The sequence below is a fragment of the Nostoc sp. S13 genome (genome assembly GCF_029379315.1).
Lineage (GTDB): Bacteria > Cyanobacteriota > Cyanobacteriia > Cyanobacteriales > Nostocaceae > Nostoc.
The window spans coordinates 1-19,234 of record NZ_JAQYWQ010000038.1; the positions used below are offsets into that span (position 1 = coordinate 1).

Consider the following 19,234-nt stretch of genomic DNA (forward strand, 5'->3'; position numbering starts at 1 on the left):
CTGGATGATTTAGCTTATTTACTACTTGCTTATTCCGGAAAGTGACAGAAGAGGGATATTATTCGTCAGTCAGGATTACCTCGTGTTTTATTTGAAGTTACTTAAACCGAAAAAGTCTTTTTAGCTTTATACTGAACTTGCGTAGGCTAGCAAAAACCGCAAGCATCGCAATAGCCAAAATACAAAGAATCTCACGCCCAAACACCAAAACACAACTTTGCGTCTTTGCACCCACCGAAGTTCTGAGCGCCGGAAGTCGGCGCTTAGACTTCTGTCTGCGTGAGATTTCCCACTAAATTATTATTTAATAAGCCTAGCCTACTTTAACCATCGCGCCGCATCTTTGGCATGGTAGGTCAAAATCAAGTCTGCACCAGCCCGTTTAAACCCAGTTAAAGTTTCCAAAACCACGCGCTCCTCATCAATCCAACCATTGAGAGCCGCAGCTTTCACCATCGCATACTCACCAGAAACATTGTAAGCTGCAACTGGTAAGTTACTAGCTTCCTTCACACGCCAGATAATGTCCATGTATGCCAAAGCTGGCTTAACCATGAGCATATCAGCACCTTCAGCAATATCCAGTTCAACTTCTTTAATTGCTTCCTTGGCGTTACCTGGATCCATTTGGTAAGTTCTTCTGTCGCCAAATTGCGGTGTCGAGTCTGCTGCATCCCGAAATGGCCCATAATAACCGGAAGCATACTTAGCAGCATAAGACAAAATCGGCGTATCTTGGAATCCTGCTTCATCCAAACCCATGCGAATTGCCTGCACAAAGCCATCCATCATTCCCGAAGGCGCGATGATATCAGCACCAGCTTTTGCTTGAGAAACTGCTGTTTTCTTCAGCAATTCCAGTGTTGGGTCATTTAAAACTCGTCCCGTCAAATCACCAACTTGTAGATAACCACAATGACCGTGACTGGTGTACTCACACAAACAAGTATCAGCAATTACAATCAAATCTGGTACTGCTGCTTTTACCGCAGTCGCAGCTTTTTGGACAATACCGCAATCATGCCAAGCGCCAGTGGCATCCACATCTTTATCCGCCGGAATCCCAAATAAAATAATCGAAGGAATTCCTAAGTCGTAAACTTCTTTTGCTTCTTCGACAATTTTATCTACCGAAAGTTGGTAGACTCCGGGCATCGATTTCACCTCATTAGCGATTCCCTCACCTGGTACGGCAAATAATGGGTAGATTAAATCGCTTGTTGTCAAAACAGTTTCACGAATCATCCGGCGCAGTTGGGGATGGGTACGCAGACGACGGGGGCGATGTATAGGAAACATAAAATTTTATGAAGAAAAACAACGCAAATAGACACAATACAAAGCGTCACAAAAGCAGGCTAAAATTTTCCTGCCGTCGGACAGACTACAAACAGTGCTTAACTGTCCTTTGCCCTACTCTTAATCAAGTTGTGGGGCAATTTTGTATTCTACAGCTTGGTTGCACCTATCCGACGGACTGGAAAAAAAACAACATAGAAAGCAATTCAAAATTCACTCATTCAAAATTCAAAATGGTAAGACCGTCTGTTGACAAAATCCTGGCAATTGATTGTGTACAAACTCAAGGCTCAACAGCTTAATAACAAATAACTGACAATGCCAATGCTCAATCCTCATAAATTTGGACTAAAAAACTCGGAAAATATAGGGATAACGGAAGGGTATATCAGGATTGTTAAAAACTCCGATCAGCGCCCAAATCGTTAATCCCCAGTGCAATAGATATCCCAGTCCAGCTAGTGGGCCCAACAATAATAGTGGTAGCACCAACCAACCGAATAGAAAAAATAGTGCTGCCAGAATTCCTCCATAAAGCCAGACATTAAAGTGGAAATTGATCGATTCTCTGGCGTTTTCTTTAACAACAGGATCATCAGATACGAGCAGGATGGCAATAGGTATACCTATAGATACCAACGTTGTGCTAAAAAAAATGGCTCCATGCGACAAGGCAGATAGAAGCTTTCGCTTGTCTGTGTCGTACATTCCTTCCTCCTATTTAGTCAGATTGTTGATTATATTACGACCCTATCACGAGCATCGTTGTCTTAAGATTAAAAGACTTGCTAGAGTCAAAAAAAATTAAGTTAGCTAACAAACAAATACACTTATGTCTACTGAACTTGAGTCTGAACTTCTTCAAGCGGTTGAACTTCGCCGCAACTTTGCGATTATATCTCACCCCGATGCGGGTAAAACGACACTAACAGAAAAACTACTCCTGTACGGAGGTGCAATTCACGAAGCTGGGGCGGTTAAGGCGCGACGGGCACAGCGTAAGGCTACCTCTGACTGGATGGCGATGGAACAACAACGGGGTATTTCTATTACCTCCACAGTGTTGCAATTTGAATACCGGAACTGTCAAATAAATTTATTAGACACCCCCGGACACCAAGATTTCAGTGAAGATACTTATCGAACTCTCGCCGCCGCCGATAATGCCGTGATGCTGATTGATGCGGCAAAAGGTTTGGAACCCCAAACCCGCAAATTGTTTGAAGTGTGTAAGTTGCGGGGTATCCCGATCTTTACATTTGTCAACAAGCTCGATCGCCCAGGAAGGGAACCTCTAGAACTATTGGATGAAATTGAGCAAGAACTGGGATTGCAAACCTATGCGGTAAACTGGCCAATTGGTATGGGCGATCGCTTTAAAGGTGTTTTTGATCGGCACAAGCAACAAATTCACTTGTTTGAACGCAGCGCCCACGGTAGCCGAGAAGCCCGTGATACCATAGTGGAATTAGGTGATCCGAAAATAGAAGAGCAGCTAGAACAAGAACTCTATTACCAACTGAAAAATGATTTAGAACTCTTAGAAGGAGTTGGGCCAGAGCTAGATTTGCAGTTGGTACACCAAGGCAAAATGACACCTGTGTTCTTTGGTAGCGCCATGACTAACTTTGGTGTAGAGTTATTCCTCAAATACTTCCTTGACTATGCCCTCAAACCCGGTTCTCACTACAGCAGTGTTGGCGAAGTTGCCCCTACATACCCGGAGTTTTCGGGGTTTGTTTTCAAACTGCAAGCGAACATGGACCCAAAACACCGCGATCGCGTCGCATTTATCCGGGTCTGCACTGGTAAGTTTGAAAAAGATATGATGGTGAATCACGCCCGCATCGGTAAACTCATTCGTCTGTCTCGCCCGCAAAAACTCTTTGCCCAAGAGCGGGAATCGATTGATGTGGCTTATCCTGGCGATGTGATCGGTTTGAACAATCCCGGTGTTTTTGCGATCGGGGATACAATTTACACGGGACAAAAGCTCGAATATGAGGGGATTCCGTATTTCTCGCCGGAACTGTTTGCGACTCTCAGGAATCCCAACCCCTCGAAGTCTAAACAATTCCAAAAAGGCGTTGCGGAATTGCGAGAAGAAGGTGCTGTGCAAATTATGTATTCAACTGATGAAGCCAAGCGCGATCCAATTTTGGCGGCGGTGGGTCAGTTGCAATTCGAAGTAGTACAGTTTCGCTTACAAAATGAGTATGGTGTAGAAACCCTACTAGAGGTATTGCCCTACAGTGTCGCCCGTTGGGTTGAGGGTGGTTGGGAAGCATTAGAACAGGTGGGACGAATATTCAATACCACTACAGTTAAAGACAGCATGGGACGACCAGTGTTGCTATTCCGCAATGAATGGAATTGTCAACAGTTATTGGGCGACCATCCAGAGTTAAAATTAAGCGCGATTGCTCCAGTATTTTCTAGTCAACAACCAGTGGAGGAATGAAGAAGAATACAGAATTCAGAATCCAGAATTCAGAATTAGTCCTACAGAAGACCCAACTGAATTCTGACGACTGACGGCTTTATTTAATCTTGATCATTCACTTGACAAGCAAAACTTGAGCACGGTTGATTTCCACGGCATCCGAGGTTCGCGCTTTTGCACAAACGTGGATCACCTAGAAGAGATTGGAGTGCCAGAATTTGTATGCCTTCACATGCCAAATCGTCTTTGGAGGCTGGTTTAGTTGCCCTCAAGCAGGGAAATTACCAAACAGCGATCGCTCAACTAGAACCGATTGCTAGCAGCCAAAGCAATGCGACTGTTAGCTTACAAGCCCAGGTTGGTTTAGTGATGGCTTATGCTCGCAGTGGCGAAGTTCCCAAAGCGATCGCTATTTCCCAGAATCTCATTGAGAGTAACAATCCGCAAGTTCAAGAGTGGGCAACACGCGCTCTCGAACACCTGACAAAACGTAAAAAACCTGATCAAGAATCAAAAAATGTCGAAACTGGATTTGTTGCCTTTGATAATTCAATCCCAGATTCAACCCCAGATTCAACCCCAGATTCAACCCCGGAAACTCCGACATTCGAGGAAAAGCCAAATGATCAAGTAATAGAAACCAAGAGCGACGACACCTCGGCGATGGTGCCACTAGTTAGACTCAAAGCGACAGTAGCGACACCACTACCACCTGCTGCTACGCCCCTAAGCGGCTTCATGGGTTCTGTTACCCGCACCCAAGCCAAATTATTCGGCGTTATTTATTGGCGGCAGGCACAACGCGCCAGAGCATGGCAACCCCTACGTAAACCGAAATTAATTCCTTTGCGGCTACTGTCAGCAGGAACATTCATCGCCCTGTTTTGGGTGATGCGGGAAATCCTGAAATTAGCAATGGGATTTATCAACCAGACTTTAGTCAAACTACCCTATTTAGAGCCGTTGCAGCTTTTATACCGCGACCCGACTAAATTATTGCTAATAGTCTTGGTGATTTTGATCGGAGTATCACCTTGGTTGCTGGATCTACTACTAGCAAAGTTGTATGGTCAGCAAGAATTTCCCAAAGATGTATTGAATACTCATAGCCGCGAAGCCGTCCGGGTGTTACAACGTTGCTGTCAACAACGGCACTGGCCGTTACCCAAACTGCGGATTTTGCCAATGGGTGCACCAATTATCCTGACCTATGGTAGTTTACCACGTAATGCCAGGATTGTTGTGAGTCGAGGGCTATTAGAACAACTAGCAGATGATGAAATCGCCATTATCTACGCTACACAGCTAGGGCATATTGCTCACTGGGATTTTGCTGTGATGTCTTTGTTGCTGCTGGTGACACTACCAATTCATCAGCTATATCAGCAAGTATCGGAGTTGGGAGACAAAATATCAGGGAAAATTTGGCGATCGCCGGTGACAATTCTGGCTAGTCTAATTTATGGAGTTTGGTGTTTGCTGACTGGGACTGGATTGTGGTTGTCGCGGTTGCGGCTTTATTATAGCGATCGCGTCGCATCCGAAATTACTGGTAATCCCAATGCGCTGATTCGTGCCTTACTTAAAATTGCTATCGGCATTGCAGCTGATATTCAAAAACAAGAACACACCAGTTGGCAACTGGAAAGCTTAAATCTCCTGACACCAGTCAGCCACGAACAAAGCCTTTCTTTGGGTACTATTGCGAGTAATTTATCTTTTGAATCCTTTTTGAAGTGGGATACTGTCAATCCCTATCGCCGATGGTTTACGATTAATAATAGCCATCCTTTAATAGGCGATCGCATCGAACGCCTCTGCCAAATAGCCCGTCACTGGCATCTAGACACCGAGCTGCATTTTGCAAGCGAACCATCAAAGGTTAAGCGTCAGTCTTTCTTATTACAAATCGCTCCCTGGCTGGGAATTCCTCTAGGGATTCTATTTGCAGCTTTGGTCTGGCTAACGTGGCAACTAGCATTCGCACTCAAGTTTTTAAATCTAAAGTGGATATATGAAGATTGGTCTTTCATTACAGGCTGCCTTCTGATTGGCTTTAGCATCGGTACAGTGATGCGGATTAATCCTTTCTTCCCCGATATAAAACCTGCCACAGTACAAACTGACGACTACCTACCCACCCTGTTATCTGATCCTTCTGCCTTACCAATTGACAGCATCAGCGTGCGTATTGTGGGTAAATTATTAGGTCGTCAAGGCACTAGCAACTCCCTAGCGCAAGATTTAATCTTACAATCGAGTGCGGGTTTGGTGAAATTACATCACATTTCTTGGCTAGGACAGTCAGTCAATCACCAGGATCTGATCGGTCGGCAAATTATCGTCACAGGTTGGTTCCGCCGAGGAGCAACACCTTGGATCGATATCCAAACCCTAGAAACTCAAAGTGGTAAAACCATTCATAGCCCTCATCCCATTTGGTCTATTTTTTTAGCAGTTGCAGCACAGGCTTGGGGCGCATACGTTTTTCTGACTGGTTAGTTATTAGGCATTGGGCATTGGGCATTAGCAAAGGACTAAGTACAACATTTCATTAATTCATAGCGAATTCTCTGTGTGCCTCTGCGCTTCCCTCTGCGCCCCTTTGCGTTAAAATTTCAACCCTCAATTTGCCACGATTTTACGCAAAGCTGTACTAAGGACAAAGGACAAATTGGAATGTAAATAAAAGTTGCAGGTTTTCTTTATAAATGTTACATTTGTTTACACAAACAACAGCAGCCGACGTAACTCAGCATCACAGCTTAGTTGTCAATTCGGATGCTTTTTCCCCATCTCCATACCTTTTCTCCTCCCAACACAGCAGCAAATTAACCAGCCACTGGCTGGTTTTTGTTTCAAAATATGCTCCCTTGCATAAAAAAATGTGTTTTATGTTACGATGCCTTCATACTAATGTCGGAAATGTATGCGCTAAACTAGCTACGTAGAAAATACCGTGGTAATGTAAAGAATGGTATTTGATTCTGCGAAAAAGGGCATGGAAGAAAGCGTGTACTTTAGCAGGCACTAGGCTATTAAATTTACAATTCTTAGAATTAAGGTGTTATTAGCTCACAATAGTGTGAGCCTTTGGATTAAACAAGCTTGATCCCGACGAAAAACTGTATTGTTGTATAGGTTGATAGTTTCGAGCAAAAAAATTGGTTAATGGCAGTCTTGGTCAATAGCATCTATTTAAAAGCCAAAGCTAAATGATTGTTTTCTCGCCTTGCCATATTCATTCAACTCTGGAGGTATAGTTCATGTCCGTTCGCCTATATATAGGTAATTTGCCTAAAGATGAAATAGATCGTCAAGATCTGCAAGCAGTTTTTGCAGCAGAAGGTGATGCTGTAACTACTAAATTAATTAAAGACCGCAAAACTGGCAAATGCCGTGGTTTTGGTTTTCTTACAGTCAACAATGACGAACAAGCTGACGAAATCATTGAAAAATATAATGGTCAGATGTTCAAAGACACTCCCATTAAGCTAGAGAAGGCATTACCTCGTACAAAGGGTGATGAGGGTGAGGAGCAAGCTCCTAAACCAGTTACTCTTGCTAGTAGTACCCCTATTCCTAGCCCTAACAGAGAAGGTAGCCGTCGTGAGAAAAGCTCTAAGAAGCCTCGTCGTGGTAGCAGTGGTGGCGGTGGTTCTCGTGAAAGCAGCCCTACGACTACCGATTCAGACGCTATTCGTCCTGATCCTCGCTGGGCTTCGGAATTAGAAAAGCTGAAGCAGATGTTAGCTACACAAACTACGAATTAATCCCTAAAGGAGAGAAATTAAAAATTAAAAATCAGAATTTTTTTTTGATTTTTAATTTTTAATTGTTGATTATTATCTAGCTGCTTAGTGAAAATTTACTTGCAGCTAATTTTTTAAGTGCGTAGGCGCAACCTGCACTTCTCTACGAGACACTGCGCGTAGCTTGCTTCGAGTTCGCGTAGCGTCCCGTAGGGAAGTGGTACGACAGGCTCAGTAACCACCGTAGTATCGCATAGTCAAATCAAACGACACATAAATTTCACTCATTCTCCATACTTACGTAATAGCAATAAGTCTATACTGATACAACAGTAACTTCTATAGAGTTGCTGTTAAAGCCTGCTTATAAAAAAATTAAGTTTTTATGATTAGGCGGATTAAAAAACCTGACCGATGTGAATGCGATGCCTACGGCGGGCTGCGCCTACACAGTAATTATCTAGATTTGATAAGATATAGTCAAGATATGGTTGTTATAGCTAGCTCCATATGCGAAGGTGAACGGTCGGCGCAATCGCTCGAAAGATAATCTACACTCAAGGTGATACCGATCATTTGCAGCTTCTGTTATGTCCTCAACTCTAGATTCTTTGCCACCTGCGCTCGCTAAAATTGTCCAGCGCTTTCAACGCGCTTCCGAACCGAAGCGACGCTACGAACAGCTAATCTGGTATGCTCAGAAGCTCAATGAGTTCCCAGAATCTGAAAAATTACCCGAAAATAAAGTTCCTGGTTGCGTGTCTCAAGTTTATATCACCGCAGCCTTGGATGATGGTAAGGTTGTGTTTCAGGGCGATTCCGATTCCCAGTTAACTAAAGGATTAGTGGGGCTTTTGGTTGAAGGATTGGATGGACTAACGCCAACTGAAATTGTCCAACTTACTCCAGATTTTATTCAAGCAACAGGTTTAAATGTTAGTCTGACACCTTCCCGTGCTAATGGATTTTATAACATTTTTAAAACCATGCAAAAAAAAGCATTGGAATGTAAGTTAGATTTGCCTAGCTAAATAGATAACTGCAAATAAATATCAAGAGTTAAGAGTTTTGAATTCCTAAGTCCTAACTCTTAACTCCTAACTCCTCACTCTTAATAATAAATTTAGTCTCATGCCAACAAATTTATTATCTACCTCGGCTGCTATTGGCTTTGGTGGAGTAGTTCAAGAATATCTCTGGAATTGGGAAAATCAGCAATTGCGCGTTGTTTATGAAACCCTTGGTAAAGGTTCACCGCTATTGCTACTACCAGCTTTCAGCACTGTTTCGACGCGTTTAGAAATGGGCGAACTTGCCAAGTTACTAGCTCCCCATTTTCAAGTTGTAGCCTTAGACTGGCCTGGATTTGGACAATCTTCTCGCCCTAGTTTGAATTATCGACCCCAAATATATCAGCAATTTCTGGAAGATTTTGTCAAAGCTATTTTTAATACTCCAATTACTGTGGTGGCGGCTGGCCATGCTGCTAGTTACGTTTTACAATTAGCTGGGAAACAACCTGCTGTTTTATCACGAATTGTGTTGTTAGCTCCTACTTGGCGTGGCCCTTTGCCGACAATGGGGGCAAGTCAGCAAATAGCTGGCATTGTGAGAGAATTGGTGCGATCGCCTATACTTGGTCAAGCTCTTTACAAACTCAACACTACCCAATCTTTCTTAAGTTTTATGTACCGCCGTCATGTCTTTACTGACGCGGCTAAAATTACACCCAGTTTCATTGAGAAGAAATGGCACATTACTCAACAACCAGGAGCGCGATTTGCATCTGCTGCCTTTGTAACTGGTAATCTTGATGCTGTACACAAACAATCTGATTTTCTGGAACTCGTGCAATCTTTAACCGTACCGCTCATGGTAGTAATTGGGGAATCTAGCCCCCCAAAATCACGAGAAGAAATGAACGCGTTAGTAGCTTTACCAGGAGTGAGAAGCGTTGTCGTTCCTGGTTCTCTGGGACTGCATGAAGAATACCCAGCAGTTGTTTTAGAAGCAGTTGAAAATTTTTTGTTATTTTCAGAAAATTAAATTCTCACCCCAAGACGCAAAGAATCATTTTCCACCTTGGTGCGAAATTAAGATGATAGAACTAGCCCTTTTAAAGTAGGTAAAAATATTGGTCAATAAATTCCTTTAAACCGAGAGGCGCAGAGGACACAGAGAGACAAGAGAGAAGGAAATGCGGTTACTCGCACTTTTTTTCTCTCTCCGCTCTCTGCTCCTCTGCGGTTCGTTAAAAAAATGACTTTGACAAATAGTGCTAGCCTTAACCCAACCGTATTGACCGCAGGCTGGGTCAGCTTATACGCAATATTCCTATCAGGCTACGCCAACTTGTAAATATTTATTACTTATTACAGATGCATAACAATAAAATGTTTGGTGATTAAATTATGTGATGATTTTGCTGAGATCCAAAATAACAGCAAGTTCGCACAAAAATATAAAAAGATTTATGATATGTGATAATGATTATCTATATGACAAGAGGAATTTAGAGTATGGTGGCTGACGTAATCAACAATTCAGTTCCCGTTACTGTTCTTACAGGCTATTTGGGAGCAGGTAAAACGACTCTACTAAATCACATCCTCACCTACGAACACGGCAAAAAAGTTGCTGTAATTGTCAATGAATTTGGGGAAGTGGGTATTGATAATCAATTGATTATCGATGCAGATGAAGAAATATTTGAAATGAACAATGGCTGTATCTGTTGTACAGTGCGCGGCGATTTAATTCGGATTATTGGCAATTTGATGAAACGGCGCGATAAATTTGACCATTTAGTAATTGAAACGACTGGATTAGCCGATCCTGCACCAGTAATTCAGACATTTTTTGTTGATGAAGATTTGCAAAGCCAACTTTCTCTAGATGCTGTGGTGACAGTCGTAGATGCCAAGCATATCTCGCAGCACTGGGATGCAGACGAAGCCCAAGAACAGATTGCCTTTGCGGATGTAATTTTACTTAATAAAACAGATTTGGTAGCGCCAGAAGAGTTGGATGAATTAGAAAAACGGATTCGGGCGATGAATGCGATCGCCAAAATCTACCGTACCGAAAATTCTGAACTAGGAATGGATGCTTTATTAGGTGTAAAAGCCTTTGATTTAGACCGTGCATTAGAAATTGATCCAAATTTCTTAGGCGAAGATGCTCATGTACACGATGAAACTGTTTTTTCTGTGGCTTTAGTAGAAGCAGGTGCAGTCGATGGAGAAAAATTAAACGCTTGGATTTCCGAATTACTGCGTACCCAAGGCCCAGATATCTTTCGGATGAAAGGCATTTTAAATATTGCTGGAGAAAATAATCGATTTGTGTTTCAAGGAGTGCATATGATATTTGATGGCAAACCCGATCGCCCCTGGAAACCAAGTGAAACTCCCAAAAACGAACTAGTCTTCATCGGTCGTAACCTTAATGCAGCCCAACTCAAGCAAGATTTTCTCGCCTGTCTAGCTTAATTTAGGGAGTGGGGAGTATTTACCAATTCCCATTCTCTATTCCCCATTCCTCATTCCCCATTCCCCATTCCCCATTCAAAGATATGAACTCCACAAGCAGCAAATCTAAGGAATTTGAACAACACTATTCGGGGACACTTTCAGATTATGTAACTGCGATCGCTTGGTCGCCACAAGGTAAAACTTTAGCAGCAACTTCCGCCGCCGGGGAAGTAGTTTTGTGGAATGATGGCGAACTCACAACTTTGCAAACTGGTAACGGTAAATCAGTAGACTGTCTGGCCTTTTCGCCAGATGGGAAATTTTTAGCCGTTGGCGGACAAGATGGACAGGTGAAAATTTGGCAGAATACTGAATTAATCGCCACGTTGGAAAATGCCCCCGCATGGGTTGACAAGCTAGCTTGGAATTACACTAGTAACCAACTGGCTTTTAGTTTAGGGCGTTACGTCCAAGTCTGGGATGCAGATACTCATGAAATTGTCGTGACGCTGAATTTCGACAACTCATCAGTATTGGGTATAGATTGGCGCATTGACGGACAGTACTTAGCCATTAGTGGTTATAAAGGAGTCAAGATTTGGCATAGTCAAAACTGGGATGAAGACCCATACATCTTAGATATGACTACTGTCAGTTTAGCTATGGCTTGGTCGCCCGATGGCAAATTCCTGGCTTCTGGCAATATGGATCGTAGTGTCACCGTTTTAGAATGGAACAACCCCGACCCTTGGGTGATGCGTGGCTTCCCTGGTAAAATTCGCCAATTGGCATGGTCAGAAGCTACCACGAAAGTGGGTGCGCCAATACTGGCATCTTCTAGCGTTGAAGGTATTGTGGTCTGGGAAAAGCTAGAGGATGATTCCTTAGGTTGGGAAGCACGAGTCTTAACTAATCATGTGGATGTGATCAATGCGATCGCCTTTGCACCCAAAAGCTTCCTTCTCGCTTCTGCTGCTGCTGACGGCTGGTTATGTTTGTGGAACCAAGCCAAGGAAGTATCCCAAATTATCACAGGTGTTTCAGGAGGTTTTTCTACCCTAGCTTGGCATCCCCAAGGCAAGTTCCTGGCCGCAGGTGGTGAGCAGGGCGAATTAGTTGTTTGGTCAAAAGTTTTGCGGGGTCAAGGATTCGGGCGCGTTACATAAAAGTTAAAAGGGCGGTTAGAAACCGCACGCCAGTGGCCTCTCCCAAAGGGAGACGCTACGCGAACAACGGGGGGAAAATACGCACAGCGCTGGCTCGTCTACACGAGGCTTTACCCACCTGCGTGGGTTTCAAACTCTCAATTTTTCCTTAGTCCGCGGAGGCGGACGAGAGTTTGTGTAGCCGCAAATTCAATTCGCCCTGGCTTCTTAGCGATCGCACTAGCTGCGGTATCATCATGATATTCGCTAAGGGTCACGCTTAAAAAACGAGGTAGGAAAGCTGTTAAGTGAATCCCTAGATACTGAGAAAGCTGCTGGTAAGCTAGTGAAGTTAATGCAATCGCCATCTATATCCAAGCTCTTAAGCTCTTGTTAAAAGAGCTAGTATCTTAATTAGAAAACTTGCTAGAGTGAACAGAGTTAGCCTTAATGTCTAATCGCCAAAACCTATACATCTCATGGATTTTGCTAATATTGCATCCCAGCTAAACGCTGGAACGATTTTACCAGAGGGGATTGTTATTCTCACCCTCTTGGGGGTTTTGATTGTTGATTTGATTTTGGGGCGTACATCCGCACGCTGGATTGGATATCTAGCGATCGCAGGTTTATTTGCTTCGATTGTCGCCCTATATTTTCAATGGGATGCTCCTAATCCCATCGGTTTTACCGGCAGCTTTAACGGTGATGACCTAAGTATCATCTTTCGCGGGATTATTGCCTTGTCTGCGGTTGTCACTATACTGATGTCAATTCGCTATGTTGAGCAGAGCGGCACCGCTTTAGCCGAATTCATCGCCATTTTGCTGAGTGCTACTTTAGGAGGGATGTTTTTATCCGGGGCTAGTGAGTTGGTGATGATTTTCATCTCCCTAGAAACCCTGAGTATCTCCTCTTATTTATTGACAGGTTATACCAAGCGTGACCCCCGCTCCAATGAAGCGGCGCTGAAATACTTGTTAATTGGAGCTTCCAGCACGGCAATATTTTTGTACGGTGTATCACTGCTGTATGGATTATCTGGAGGACAAACTGAACTAAGTGCGATCGCTAATGGCATTGCCACAGCTAAAGTCGGTCAATCTTTAGGTTTAGTGATTGCCCTGGTTTTTGCGATCGCCGGTATTGGCTTCAAAATCTCCGCTGCACCCTTCCACCAGTGGACACCAGACGTTTACGAAGGCGCTCCCACCCCAGTAATCGCCTTTTTATCAGTCGGTTCCAAAGCGGCTGGGTTTGCCCTAGCTATCCGCTTGCTGACAACAGCCTTCCCCCTTGTTGCTGACGAGTGGAGGTTTGTCTTCACTGCTCTGGCCGTTCTCAGCATGATCTTGGGTAACGTAGTCGCCCTAGCGCAAACCAGCATGAAACGGATGCTAGCTTATTCATCCATTGCCCAAGCTGGCTTTGTGATGATTGGCTTGATTGCTAGTACACAAGCAGGGTATGCCAGTATGATATTTTACCTACTGGTTTACCTATTCATGAACCTGTGCGGTTTTACCTGCATCATTCTTTTCTCACTGCGGACGGGAACCGACCAGATTTCCGAATACTCTGGCTTATATCAAAAAGACCCACTCCTAACACTGGGGTTGAGTATCTCCCTACTTTCCTTGGGTGGTATTCCACCATTCGCGGGGTTTTTCGGCAAGATTTACTTATTCTGGGCTGGTTGGCAAGCAGGACTTTATTGGTTAGTCTTGCTGGGCTTAGTTACCAGCGTCGTCTCCATCTACTACTACATTCGCGTAGTTAAGATGATGGTAGTTAAAGAACCCCATGAAATGTCCGACGCGGTGAAGAATTATCCACAAGTGCGTTGGGATTTGCCTGGGCTGAGACCTTTGCAAGTCGGATTGGTGGTAACATTAATTGCCACTTCCATCGCAGGGATTTTGTCAAATCCACTGTTTACATTGGCTAACAATTCCATCTCCCATACACCAATTTTGCAAGCAACAATCAACAATAGTGTAAAAGCACAAAATCTCCTGCTTTTGCCAAAGTTAGATTCGGTTAGTCAGTCTCAACCTTCAGTTGATTCTACTGCGAAGATTTAATAACCCGAATCTCAACCAAACTTTGTACTCAAAGACACGCCTGTTTGCTAATAAGCAAACAGGCGTTTATTATATAATTATAGATAATCGTTATCTTTATTTTTGGCAAAAGCACTCAATTAAGCTAAACCACATCTAGTTTACATATCTAAAATTTATATAACTCTTGTGGGGTGGGCATCTTGCCCGCCCTAATTATGCAAGTTAAATGTGTAACAGCTTAGTAATTAAATTTTATGAGACAGAGTTAACAGGTATCTTAATTACAAACTCTGCACCTTTTCTTGGAACAGAAAAACAGTTAAGTTGTCCTTTATGTTTTTCAACTATAATCTGATAGCTTATATATAGCCCTAGTCCAGTACCTTTGCCCACAGTTTTAGTAGTGAAAAACGGATCAAATAGCTTTGAGCGAACTTGTTCATTTATCCCCAAACCATTATCAGCAATACTAATCATTATCCATTTTTCATCGATTAGCTCAGTTTTAATTTGAATTTGGGGATTATTCTTTGTCAATTTTTGATTGTCATTGTTCGCCGAGTCCTCCAGTGCATCGATCGCATTAGCAAGAATATTCATAAACACTTGGTTGAGTTGTCCAGGGTAGCAAGTTACATTCGGTAGTTGACTATATTTTTTGATGACTTTGATTTCTGGGTACTCATGCCTAGCTTGCAGGCGATGCTCCAAAATCATTAAAGTACTATCAATTCCTTCATGGACATTAACTTGCTTAACTTCTGCTTCATCAAGTCTGGAAAAGTTACGTAGTGATTTAACAATTTCCTGAATGCGTTCTGTTCCCACTTTCATTGAATGGAAGAGTTTAGTTATATCTGGAATCAGAAAATCCAAGTCTATTTCTTCTATTTGCTCTTGGATTTCTGGAGGAGGATTTGAATAAAATTGTTGATAAATTTGTACCAAATTCAGCAAATCCTGAGTGTATTGATGGGCGTGGTGAAGGTTCCCATAAATAAAACTCACGGGGTTATTAATTTCATGGGCAATACCAGCAACCATCTGACCTAAACTAGACATTTTCTCAGCTTGGATTAGCTGAGTTTGCATAAGTTGTAGTTCCTTTAGTGTTTCTTGTAAAGCATTTGTACGTTCCTCAACCCGAATTTCTAGCTCTTGATTCGCTTTCTTGAGTGCTGACTCCGCCTGTTTACGTCTCTGAACTTCTTTTGCTAACTCATCGATTTTTTCGTTCAGGAGAATGAAATTACTGCTGGCTAAAGTTCTATTTTCCAAGCGTAAGAGAATTAAAGCTGAAGATTTAGGAGACCAAGGTTGAATAACGGCTCCTTGACTACGACATACTAATGTTTGTCCATCATTCTTTCGTAAAGTTAAGGAGCCAATAATCATTGCCCTGCTACTTGAACAAGCTTGCAGGTACTTGACAATATCGTTAGCAGACTCAGTTACAAATTCAAAGAGCATTTTTCCCCGCAGTTCCTGGCGGCGTAACCCCAACATATCTGTTACTGGTTTATTAGTAGCCAACAAATGACCCTCTCCACTCACCAAGAGTAAAGGTTCTGGTAAAACTCTGGCAAATTCAAGAAATTGTTCAGGAGTCATGGGGCTTCCAATTTCAGGGTTTGACCTAATTTACATATCTGCACTCAAGCTTGTATCCTGGGGTTGGTTTAGTGCTGAAGGGTTTAGGCAGATTCTACTCCCCTAAAGTATTCTCTACCTTCTGCATCTTCTGCATCTTCTGTAATTTTTAAGTAGACAATAACTCTACATCCAGGATTACCCTGTTCTATGGTCTGTTGTAATTCTACTTTGGCATACCCCAGGTTACTAGCTGCGATCGTCCCAAAAACGTTTGAAGTCATCATGCACATGGCAGGGCGATTAAGTACTTTGTCGCCAAATGGGCAGGCGCGGTTGCCAAAGACTATTTTTTCATTATTTTGCTCAATTACATAAAAATCGCCCTGGATTCGTCTTTTTAAATCAACCAACACATCAGCTACCTGTTTACGAGAAAGGTTTGAGACTTCCAGGGCAGATTTGTAATCTTGGTTGAGCTGCGTACCCATCCTTTCACCAACTACACTAATAAATCCAGAAGCTTCTTCTAAGCCAACTACGTCCTGCAAGGTGCCAGATAATTCTCTAATTAATGTACGTAAAAATATATCCCGTTCTAAAGAAAGCTTAAGGGTAGTTACTGAGCGGTTAAGTGCATTGGTCATAAATTTTGAGGACACAATCTTGGAACTACAGTTTTAGAGTTCCCCAAAATGTCTCTAAAGTAACTGCTTAATATATTTCTTCAGAAAATTTGATGCTGGCTTTTGTTTCTTAATCAATGGTATTGGTCATCACAAATTCTCAACCTTGTCGTTGCGATAGTTCCTGATTTTGCAAAATCTCTTCTAGCTTACGTCCCCATTATTACCCAATAGGCTTGGGTTAAGGCTTGATCCTCCCTAACCGTCCTTAAAAAGGAGGGAATTAGAGCAAGCCTTAAAAAGGGGAGCCAGTACGGTCTTCTCCTTTGGCGCTAGCCTCTCCCTTTGGGAGAAGGGGAGATGCCAAGGGTGAATGAACGACTGGCATAGGTTGGGGGGATCTTCCTGGACAAAATATCACTAACCGAAGCGTATCGTATTATCACTCTACGCATAAATCTGCTTGATCACAATCATGATAAAAGTTTTCTGTTTTCTATAAATAAATTTTGTTGCTTTGAAACCGTGATTAATTACGAATTATTCAGTCACTATGCTATGACTTGCTACCACATTGAACATTTATTTTTCTTAATATTAATTTGAATAATTGATATATTTGCTACTTTAATAAATTGGAATGCTAATTATAAACTCGGAACCTTTTCCTAATACAGAATTTACTTCTAGAGTCCCTTTATGTTTTTCGACAATTATTTGATAGGCAATTGATAATCCTAATCCTGTTCCTTTTCCCACAGGTTTAGTTGTGAATAAATGGTCAAACATTTTTTGCTGAACATCAGCCGATATTCCCACACCATTATCTTGAATCCGAATCAATGCGTGACTGGTATCTTCAATTAGGGCAGTATGAATTGTAATTTGATTGGGATTCGCCTTAATTTGATCAAAACTCAGTTTAGAGTTAGACTCCTCTAAAGCATCAATGGCATTTGCCAATAGATTCATAAATACTTGATTCAATTGTCCTGGGAAGCATTTTACTAGAGAAAATTCTCCGTAATATTGAACTAATTCAATAGCAGGACGAATCTTATTAGCTTTCAAACGATGCTTGAGAATGAGGAGAGTGCTGTTAATACCTTCATGAACATTAAACAGAACTTTTTGTTCTGTATCTGCCCTAGAGAAAATTCGCAAGCTGTTGCTAATGTTGGAAATGCGATCTGTGCCTTCTTTCATTGAGGAAATGAGTTTAGGTAGATCCTCGCGCACATATTCCAGTTCAATCGCTTTGATTGTTTCTTGAATTTCCTCAGATGCTTTAGGATAGGTTTGCTGATAAAGGTCGATGAGATGTAACAAATTCTCAATATACTCTTGAGCCGGAGTCAGATTACCTGCTATAAACCCAACTGGGTTGTTAATTTCATGAGCTACATCTGCGACAAGACTTCCCAAACTAGACATCTTATTCTGCATTATCTGAAGATTAAAAAGCATCGTTTCTAGCTCATTGCTTCTTTCTTCTAACTTGTTTTGATATTCCTTTAATTCATCAATTACTTTCTTAAGCAAATATTCTTTTTTTTTATTGATATCTTCCAGCTTTACCCGGTCTGATTCAGAACGTTCCAATTTCTTTTGGATAATTCTATTAGCTTTTTTTAGTTCCTTAATTTCTTGTTGATAATCCGCGATTTCCATCAGCTTTTACCGACTCCCCAAAATTAAAGTTACAAAAGTTTCATTGTGAAATTGGGTCTGGCTAATTCGATCTATAGGAGCAATCTCTCCATAAGAATAAAATCCACAAGCAGGAAAATAGTTAGTTAGACAAAGTTTTGTATTCTGGTACTCTTCTTGCGCCCTCATACCAAGTATTTGCCGACGAGCTACACATGAAAAAAACAAAACAGCACTTGGTTCTGCACCTGGATAATTATCTAACGCATTCATGAATGAAGCTTTGGAAGCTGCCAGAATATCTTCATAACTTGCTTCTGAAATTTGAATAATTGCTTGATGGGGAATATCTCCAAAAAAGGTTATGCTACCAGATTCTTGATTGTAAGCAATAGGTGCTCTTATATAAAAATTGTCTCCCTTCTGAGCAAACACTGCTAGTGGATATTCCATTGAAGGAGGAAGCAAACCTAGATAATGATGATAAAAATCTAAAGCTGGCTTACCATCTATTTCATAGACTATGTTCTTATCTACCTTAGTCACTTTGCTTATTTGACCGATGGGATGCCAACCACTTGCAACAGCGTGGGAAAACAATATTGTGCCGGAAAAAAGCAAAATTGGTACAGAATCACTTAATACTTCTGTTTTAAAAAATTGATATGTATTTTCATATCTTGACTGATCGGCTGCCAAACCACCGAATATCGGCACATGTTGCCCAAGAGCTAGCTTTAAGCCATTCAATATAGACACACCACTAGTTGTGAGGCTCTCTGGATGAGTTAAACATAGCCTTGGAGCTGCGGTACTTTTTACTTTGGCTTGCTCCACAGCTTGTTTAGTTGCAGTTATTGGATCGCTTGAAACTTTGCGTCCAACTCCTGCATGAATTTCAACTTCGTCTGAGCAAAACAACATCAAGGTGATTGAGTCCTGCTGAAACTCTAAGATTGAAGAAATTTCTCCATCTGTTGTTCCACCAATCAACTCAATCTTCGGAAAAGCCTGATGAATTTGCTGCAAAATAAGAGAGTGTTCAAAATCAATTGCAGCAAATAGAATCCCAGCTTTTGGTATATCTCCTGCAAGAGAACTGGTACATTGCTGAAGAACTTCTTCAACTGCTGATAGAGAATCTGGATCGTTACTGTGACCTACTACTGCCTTGAACATACATTTTTTTA

15 protein-coding genes are annotated in these 19,234 nt (G+C 42.0%); 8 read left to right on the forward strand and 7 right to left on the reverse strand.

What is annotated here, in order from left to right:
* Positions 1 to 318: 318 nt before the first annotated feature.
* Positions 319 to 1,299 carry a porphobilinogen synthase gene (gene hemB / locus PUQ00_RS14115; RefSeq protein ID WP_300417389.1) on the reverse strand — a complete coding sequence of 327 codons (981 nt, stop codon included), beginning with the start codon at positions 1,297 to 1,299 and terminating at the stop codon, positions 319 to 321.
* A gap of 348 nt (positions 1,300 to 1,647) precedes the next feature.
* On the reverse strand, positions 1,648 to 2,007 hold the full coding sequence (locus PUQ00_RS14120; RefSeq protein WP_300417391.1) for a DUF4870 domain-containing protein: 360 nt from the start codon (positions 2,005 to 2,007) through the stop codon (positions 1,648 to 1,650).
* A 124-nt stretch (positions 2,008 to 2,131) separates the two neighbouring features.
* Between PUQ00_RS14120 and prfC the strand changes: the two genes are divergently transcribed.
* The 7 genes from prfC to PUQ00_RS14155 all read left to right on the forward strand — a co-directional run bounded on the left by prfC (position 2,132) and on the right by PUQ00_RS14155 (position 12,133).
* The gene (gene prfC / locus PUQ00_RS14125; RefSeq protein ID WP_300417393.1) at positions 2,132 to 3,760 is read left to right on the forward strand and encodes a peptide chain release factor 3; all 1,629 of its coding nucleotides are present in this window, start codon (positions 2,132 to 2,134) and stop codon (positions 3,758 to 3,760) included.
* Positions 3,761 to 3,964: 204 nt separating this feature from the next.
* Positions 3,965 to 6,244 (forward strand): M48 family metalloprotease, encoded by a 2,280-nt coding sequence (locus tag PUQ00_RS14130; protein WP_300417396.1) that lies wholly within the window; start codon positions 3,965 to 3,967, stop codon positions 6,242 to 6,244.
* 764 nt (positions 6,245 to 7,008) lie between these two features.
* A complete protein-coding gene (locus PUQ00_RS14135; protein WP_300417399.1) occupies positions 7,009 to 7,515 on the forward strand; it encodes an RNA-binding protein in 507 nt (168 codons plus the stop codon).
* A gap of 569 nt (positions 7,516 to 8,084) precedes the next feature.
* Entirely contained in the window at positions 8,085 to 8,525 is a 441-nt protein-coding gene (locus PUQ00_RS14140; protein ID WP_300417403.1) for a SufE family protein, read from the forward strand.
* 100 nt (positions 8,526 to 8,625) lie between these two features.
* Positions 8,626 to 9,540 (forward strand): alpha/beta hydrolase, encoded by a 915-nt coding sequence (locus PUQ00_RS14145; RefSeq protein ID WP_300417406.1) that lies wholly within the window; start codon positions 8,626 to 8,628, stop codon positions 9,538 to 9,540.
* Positions 9,541 to 10,013: 473 nt separating this feature from the next.
* Positions 10,014 to 10,985 carry a GTP-binding protein gene (locus tag PUQ00_RS14150; RefSeq protein ID WP_300417409.1) on the forward strand — a complete coding sequence of 324 codons (972 nt, stop codon included), beginning with the start codon at positions 10,014 to 10,016 and terminating at the stop codon, positions 10,983 to 10,985.
* 83 nt (positions 10,986 to 11,068) lie between these two features.
* Positions 11,069 to 12,133, forward strand: coding sequence for a WD40 repeat domain-containing protein (locus PUQ00_RS14155; RefSeq protein ID WP_300417412.1), 1,065 nt, complete (start codon positions 11,069 to 11,071; stop codon positions 12,131 to 12,133).
* Between the two features lie 137 nt (positions 12,134 to 12,270).
* Here PUQ00_RS14155 and PUQ00_RS14160 read toward each other — a convergent pair whose 3' ends face one another.
* Positions 12,271 to 12,480: a hypothetical protein gene (locus tag PUQ00_RS14160; RefSeq protein WP_300417415.1), complete on the reverse strand. Its 210-nt coding sequence runs from the start codon at positions 12,478 to 12,480 to the stop codon at positions 12,271 to 12,273.
* A gap of 111 nt (positions 12,481 to 12,591) precedes the next feature.
* Between PUQ00_RS14160 and PUQ00_RS14165 the strand changes: the two genes are divergently transcribed.
* Entirely contained in the window at positions 12,592 to 14,196 is a 1,605-nt protein-coding gene (locus tag PUQ00_RS14165; protein ID WP_300417418.1) for an NAD(P)H-quinone oxidoreductase subunit N, read from the forward strand.
* A 234-nt stretch (positions 14,197 to 14,430) separates the two neighbouring features.
* Here the strand turns inward: PUQ00_RS14165 and PUQ00_RS14170 are convergent, their stop codons facing one another.
* The 4 genes from PUQ00_RS14170 to PUQ00_RS14185 form a co-directional block, all read right to left on the reverse strand.
* Positions 14,431 to 15,789, reverse strand: a complete 1,359-nt coding sequence (locus tag PUQ00_RS14170; RefSeq protein WP_300417420.1) for an ATP-binding protein — start codon at positions 15,787 to 15,789, stop codon at positions 14,431 to 14,433.
* An 83-nt stretch (positions 15,790 to 15,872) separates the two neighbouring features.
* Positions 15,873 to 16,415, reverse strand: a complete 543-nt coding sequence (locus PUQ00_RS14175) for a methanogen output domain 1-containing protein (protein ID WP_300417423.1) — start codon at positions 16,413 to 16,415, stop codon at positions 15,873 to 15,875.
* Between the two features lie 606 nt (positions 16,416 to 17,021).
* On the reverse strand, positions 17,022 to 18,065 hold the full coding sequence (locus PUQ00_RS14180; RefSeq protein WP_300417426.1) for an ATP-binding protein: 1,044 nt from the start codon (positions 18,063 to 18,065) through the stop codon (positions 17,022 to 17,024).
* A 6-nt stretch (positions 18,066 to 18,071) separates the two neighbouring features.
* Complete coding sequence (locus PUQ00_RS14185; protein ID WP_300417429.1) at positions 18,072 to 19,223, reverse strand: FIST N-terminal domain-containing protein; 1,152 nt, start codon at positions 19,221 to 19,223, stop codon at positions 18,072 to 18,074.
* Positions 19,224 to 19,234: the final 11 nt, after the last annotated feature.

What these genes read in the sequence shown, in the direction of transcription:
- PUQ00_RS14185 (WP_300417429.1), bottom strand. Translation starts at nt 19,223, where the DNA reads ATGTTCAAGGCAGTAGTAGGTCACAGTAACGATCCAGATTCTCTATCA.
- PUQ00_RS14120 (WP_300417391.1), bottom strand. Translation starts at nt 2,007, where the DNA reads ATGTACGACACAGACAAGCGAAAGCTTCTATCTGCCTTGTCGCATGGA.
- prfC (WP_300417393.1), top strand. Translation starts at nt 2,132, where the DNA reads ATGTCTACTGAACTTGAGTCTGAACTTCTTCAAGCGGTTGAACTTCGC.
- PUQ00_RS14165 (WP_300417418.1), top strand. Translation starts at nt 12,592, where the DNA reads ATGGATTTTGCTAATATTGCATCCCAGCTAAACGCTGGAACGATTTTA.
- hemB (WP_300417389.1), bottom strand. Translation starts at nt 1,299, where the DNA reads ATGTTTCCTATACATCGCCCCCGTCGTCTGCGTACCCATCCCCAACTG.
- PUQ00_RS14155 (WP_300417412.1), top strand. Translation starts at nt 11,069, where the DNA reads ATGAACTCCACAAGCAGCAAATCTAAGGAATTTGAACAACACTATTCG.
- PUQ00_RS14130 (WP_300417396.1), top strand. Translation starts at nt 3,965, where the DNA reads ATGCCTTCACATGCCAAATCGTCTTTGGAGGCTGGTTTAGTTGCCCTC.
- PUQ00_RS14175 (WP_300417423.1), bottom strand. Translation starts at nt 16,415, where the DNA reads ATGACCAATGCACTTAACCGCTCAGTAACTACCCTTAAGCTTTCTTTA.
- PUQ00_RS14150 (WP_300417409.1), top strand. Translation starts at nt 10,014, where the DNA reads ATGGTGGCTGACGTAATCAACAATTCAGTTCCCGTTACTGTTCTTACA.
- PUQ00_RS14135 (WP_300417399.1), top strand. Translation starts at nt 7,009, where the DNA reads ATGTCCGTTCGCCTATATATAGGTAATTTGCCTAAAGATGAAATAGAT.
- PUQ00_RS14170 (WP_300417420.1), bottom strand. Translation starts at nt 15,789, where the DNA reads ATGACTCCTGAACAATTTCTTGAATTTGCCAGAGTTTTACCAGAACCT.
- PUQ00_RS14160 (WP_300417415.1), bottom strand. Translation starts at nt 12,480, where the DNA reads ATGGCGATTGCATTAACTTCACTAGCTTACCAGCAGCTTTCTCAGTAT.
- PUQ00_RS14145 (WP_300417406.1), top strand. Translation starts at nt 8,626, where the DNA reads ATGCCAACAAATTTATTATCTACCTCGGCTGCTATTGGCTTTGGTGGA.
- PUQ00_RS14180 (WP_300417426.1), bottom strand. Translation starts at nt 18,065, where the DNA reads ATGGAAATCGCGGATTATCAACAAGAAATTAAGGAACTAAAAAAAGCT.
- PUQ00_RS14140 (WP_300417403.1), top strand. Translation starts at nt 8,085, where the DNA reads ATGTCCTCAACTCTAGATTCTTTGCCACCTGCGCTCGCTAAAATTGTC.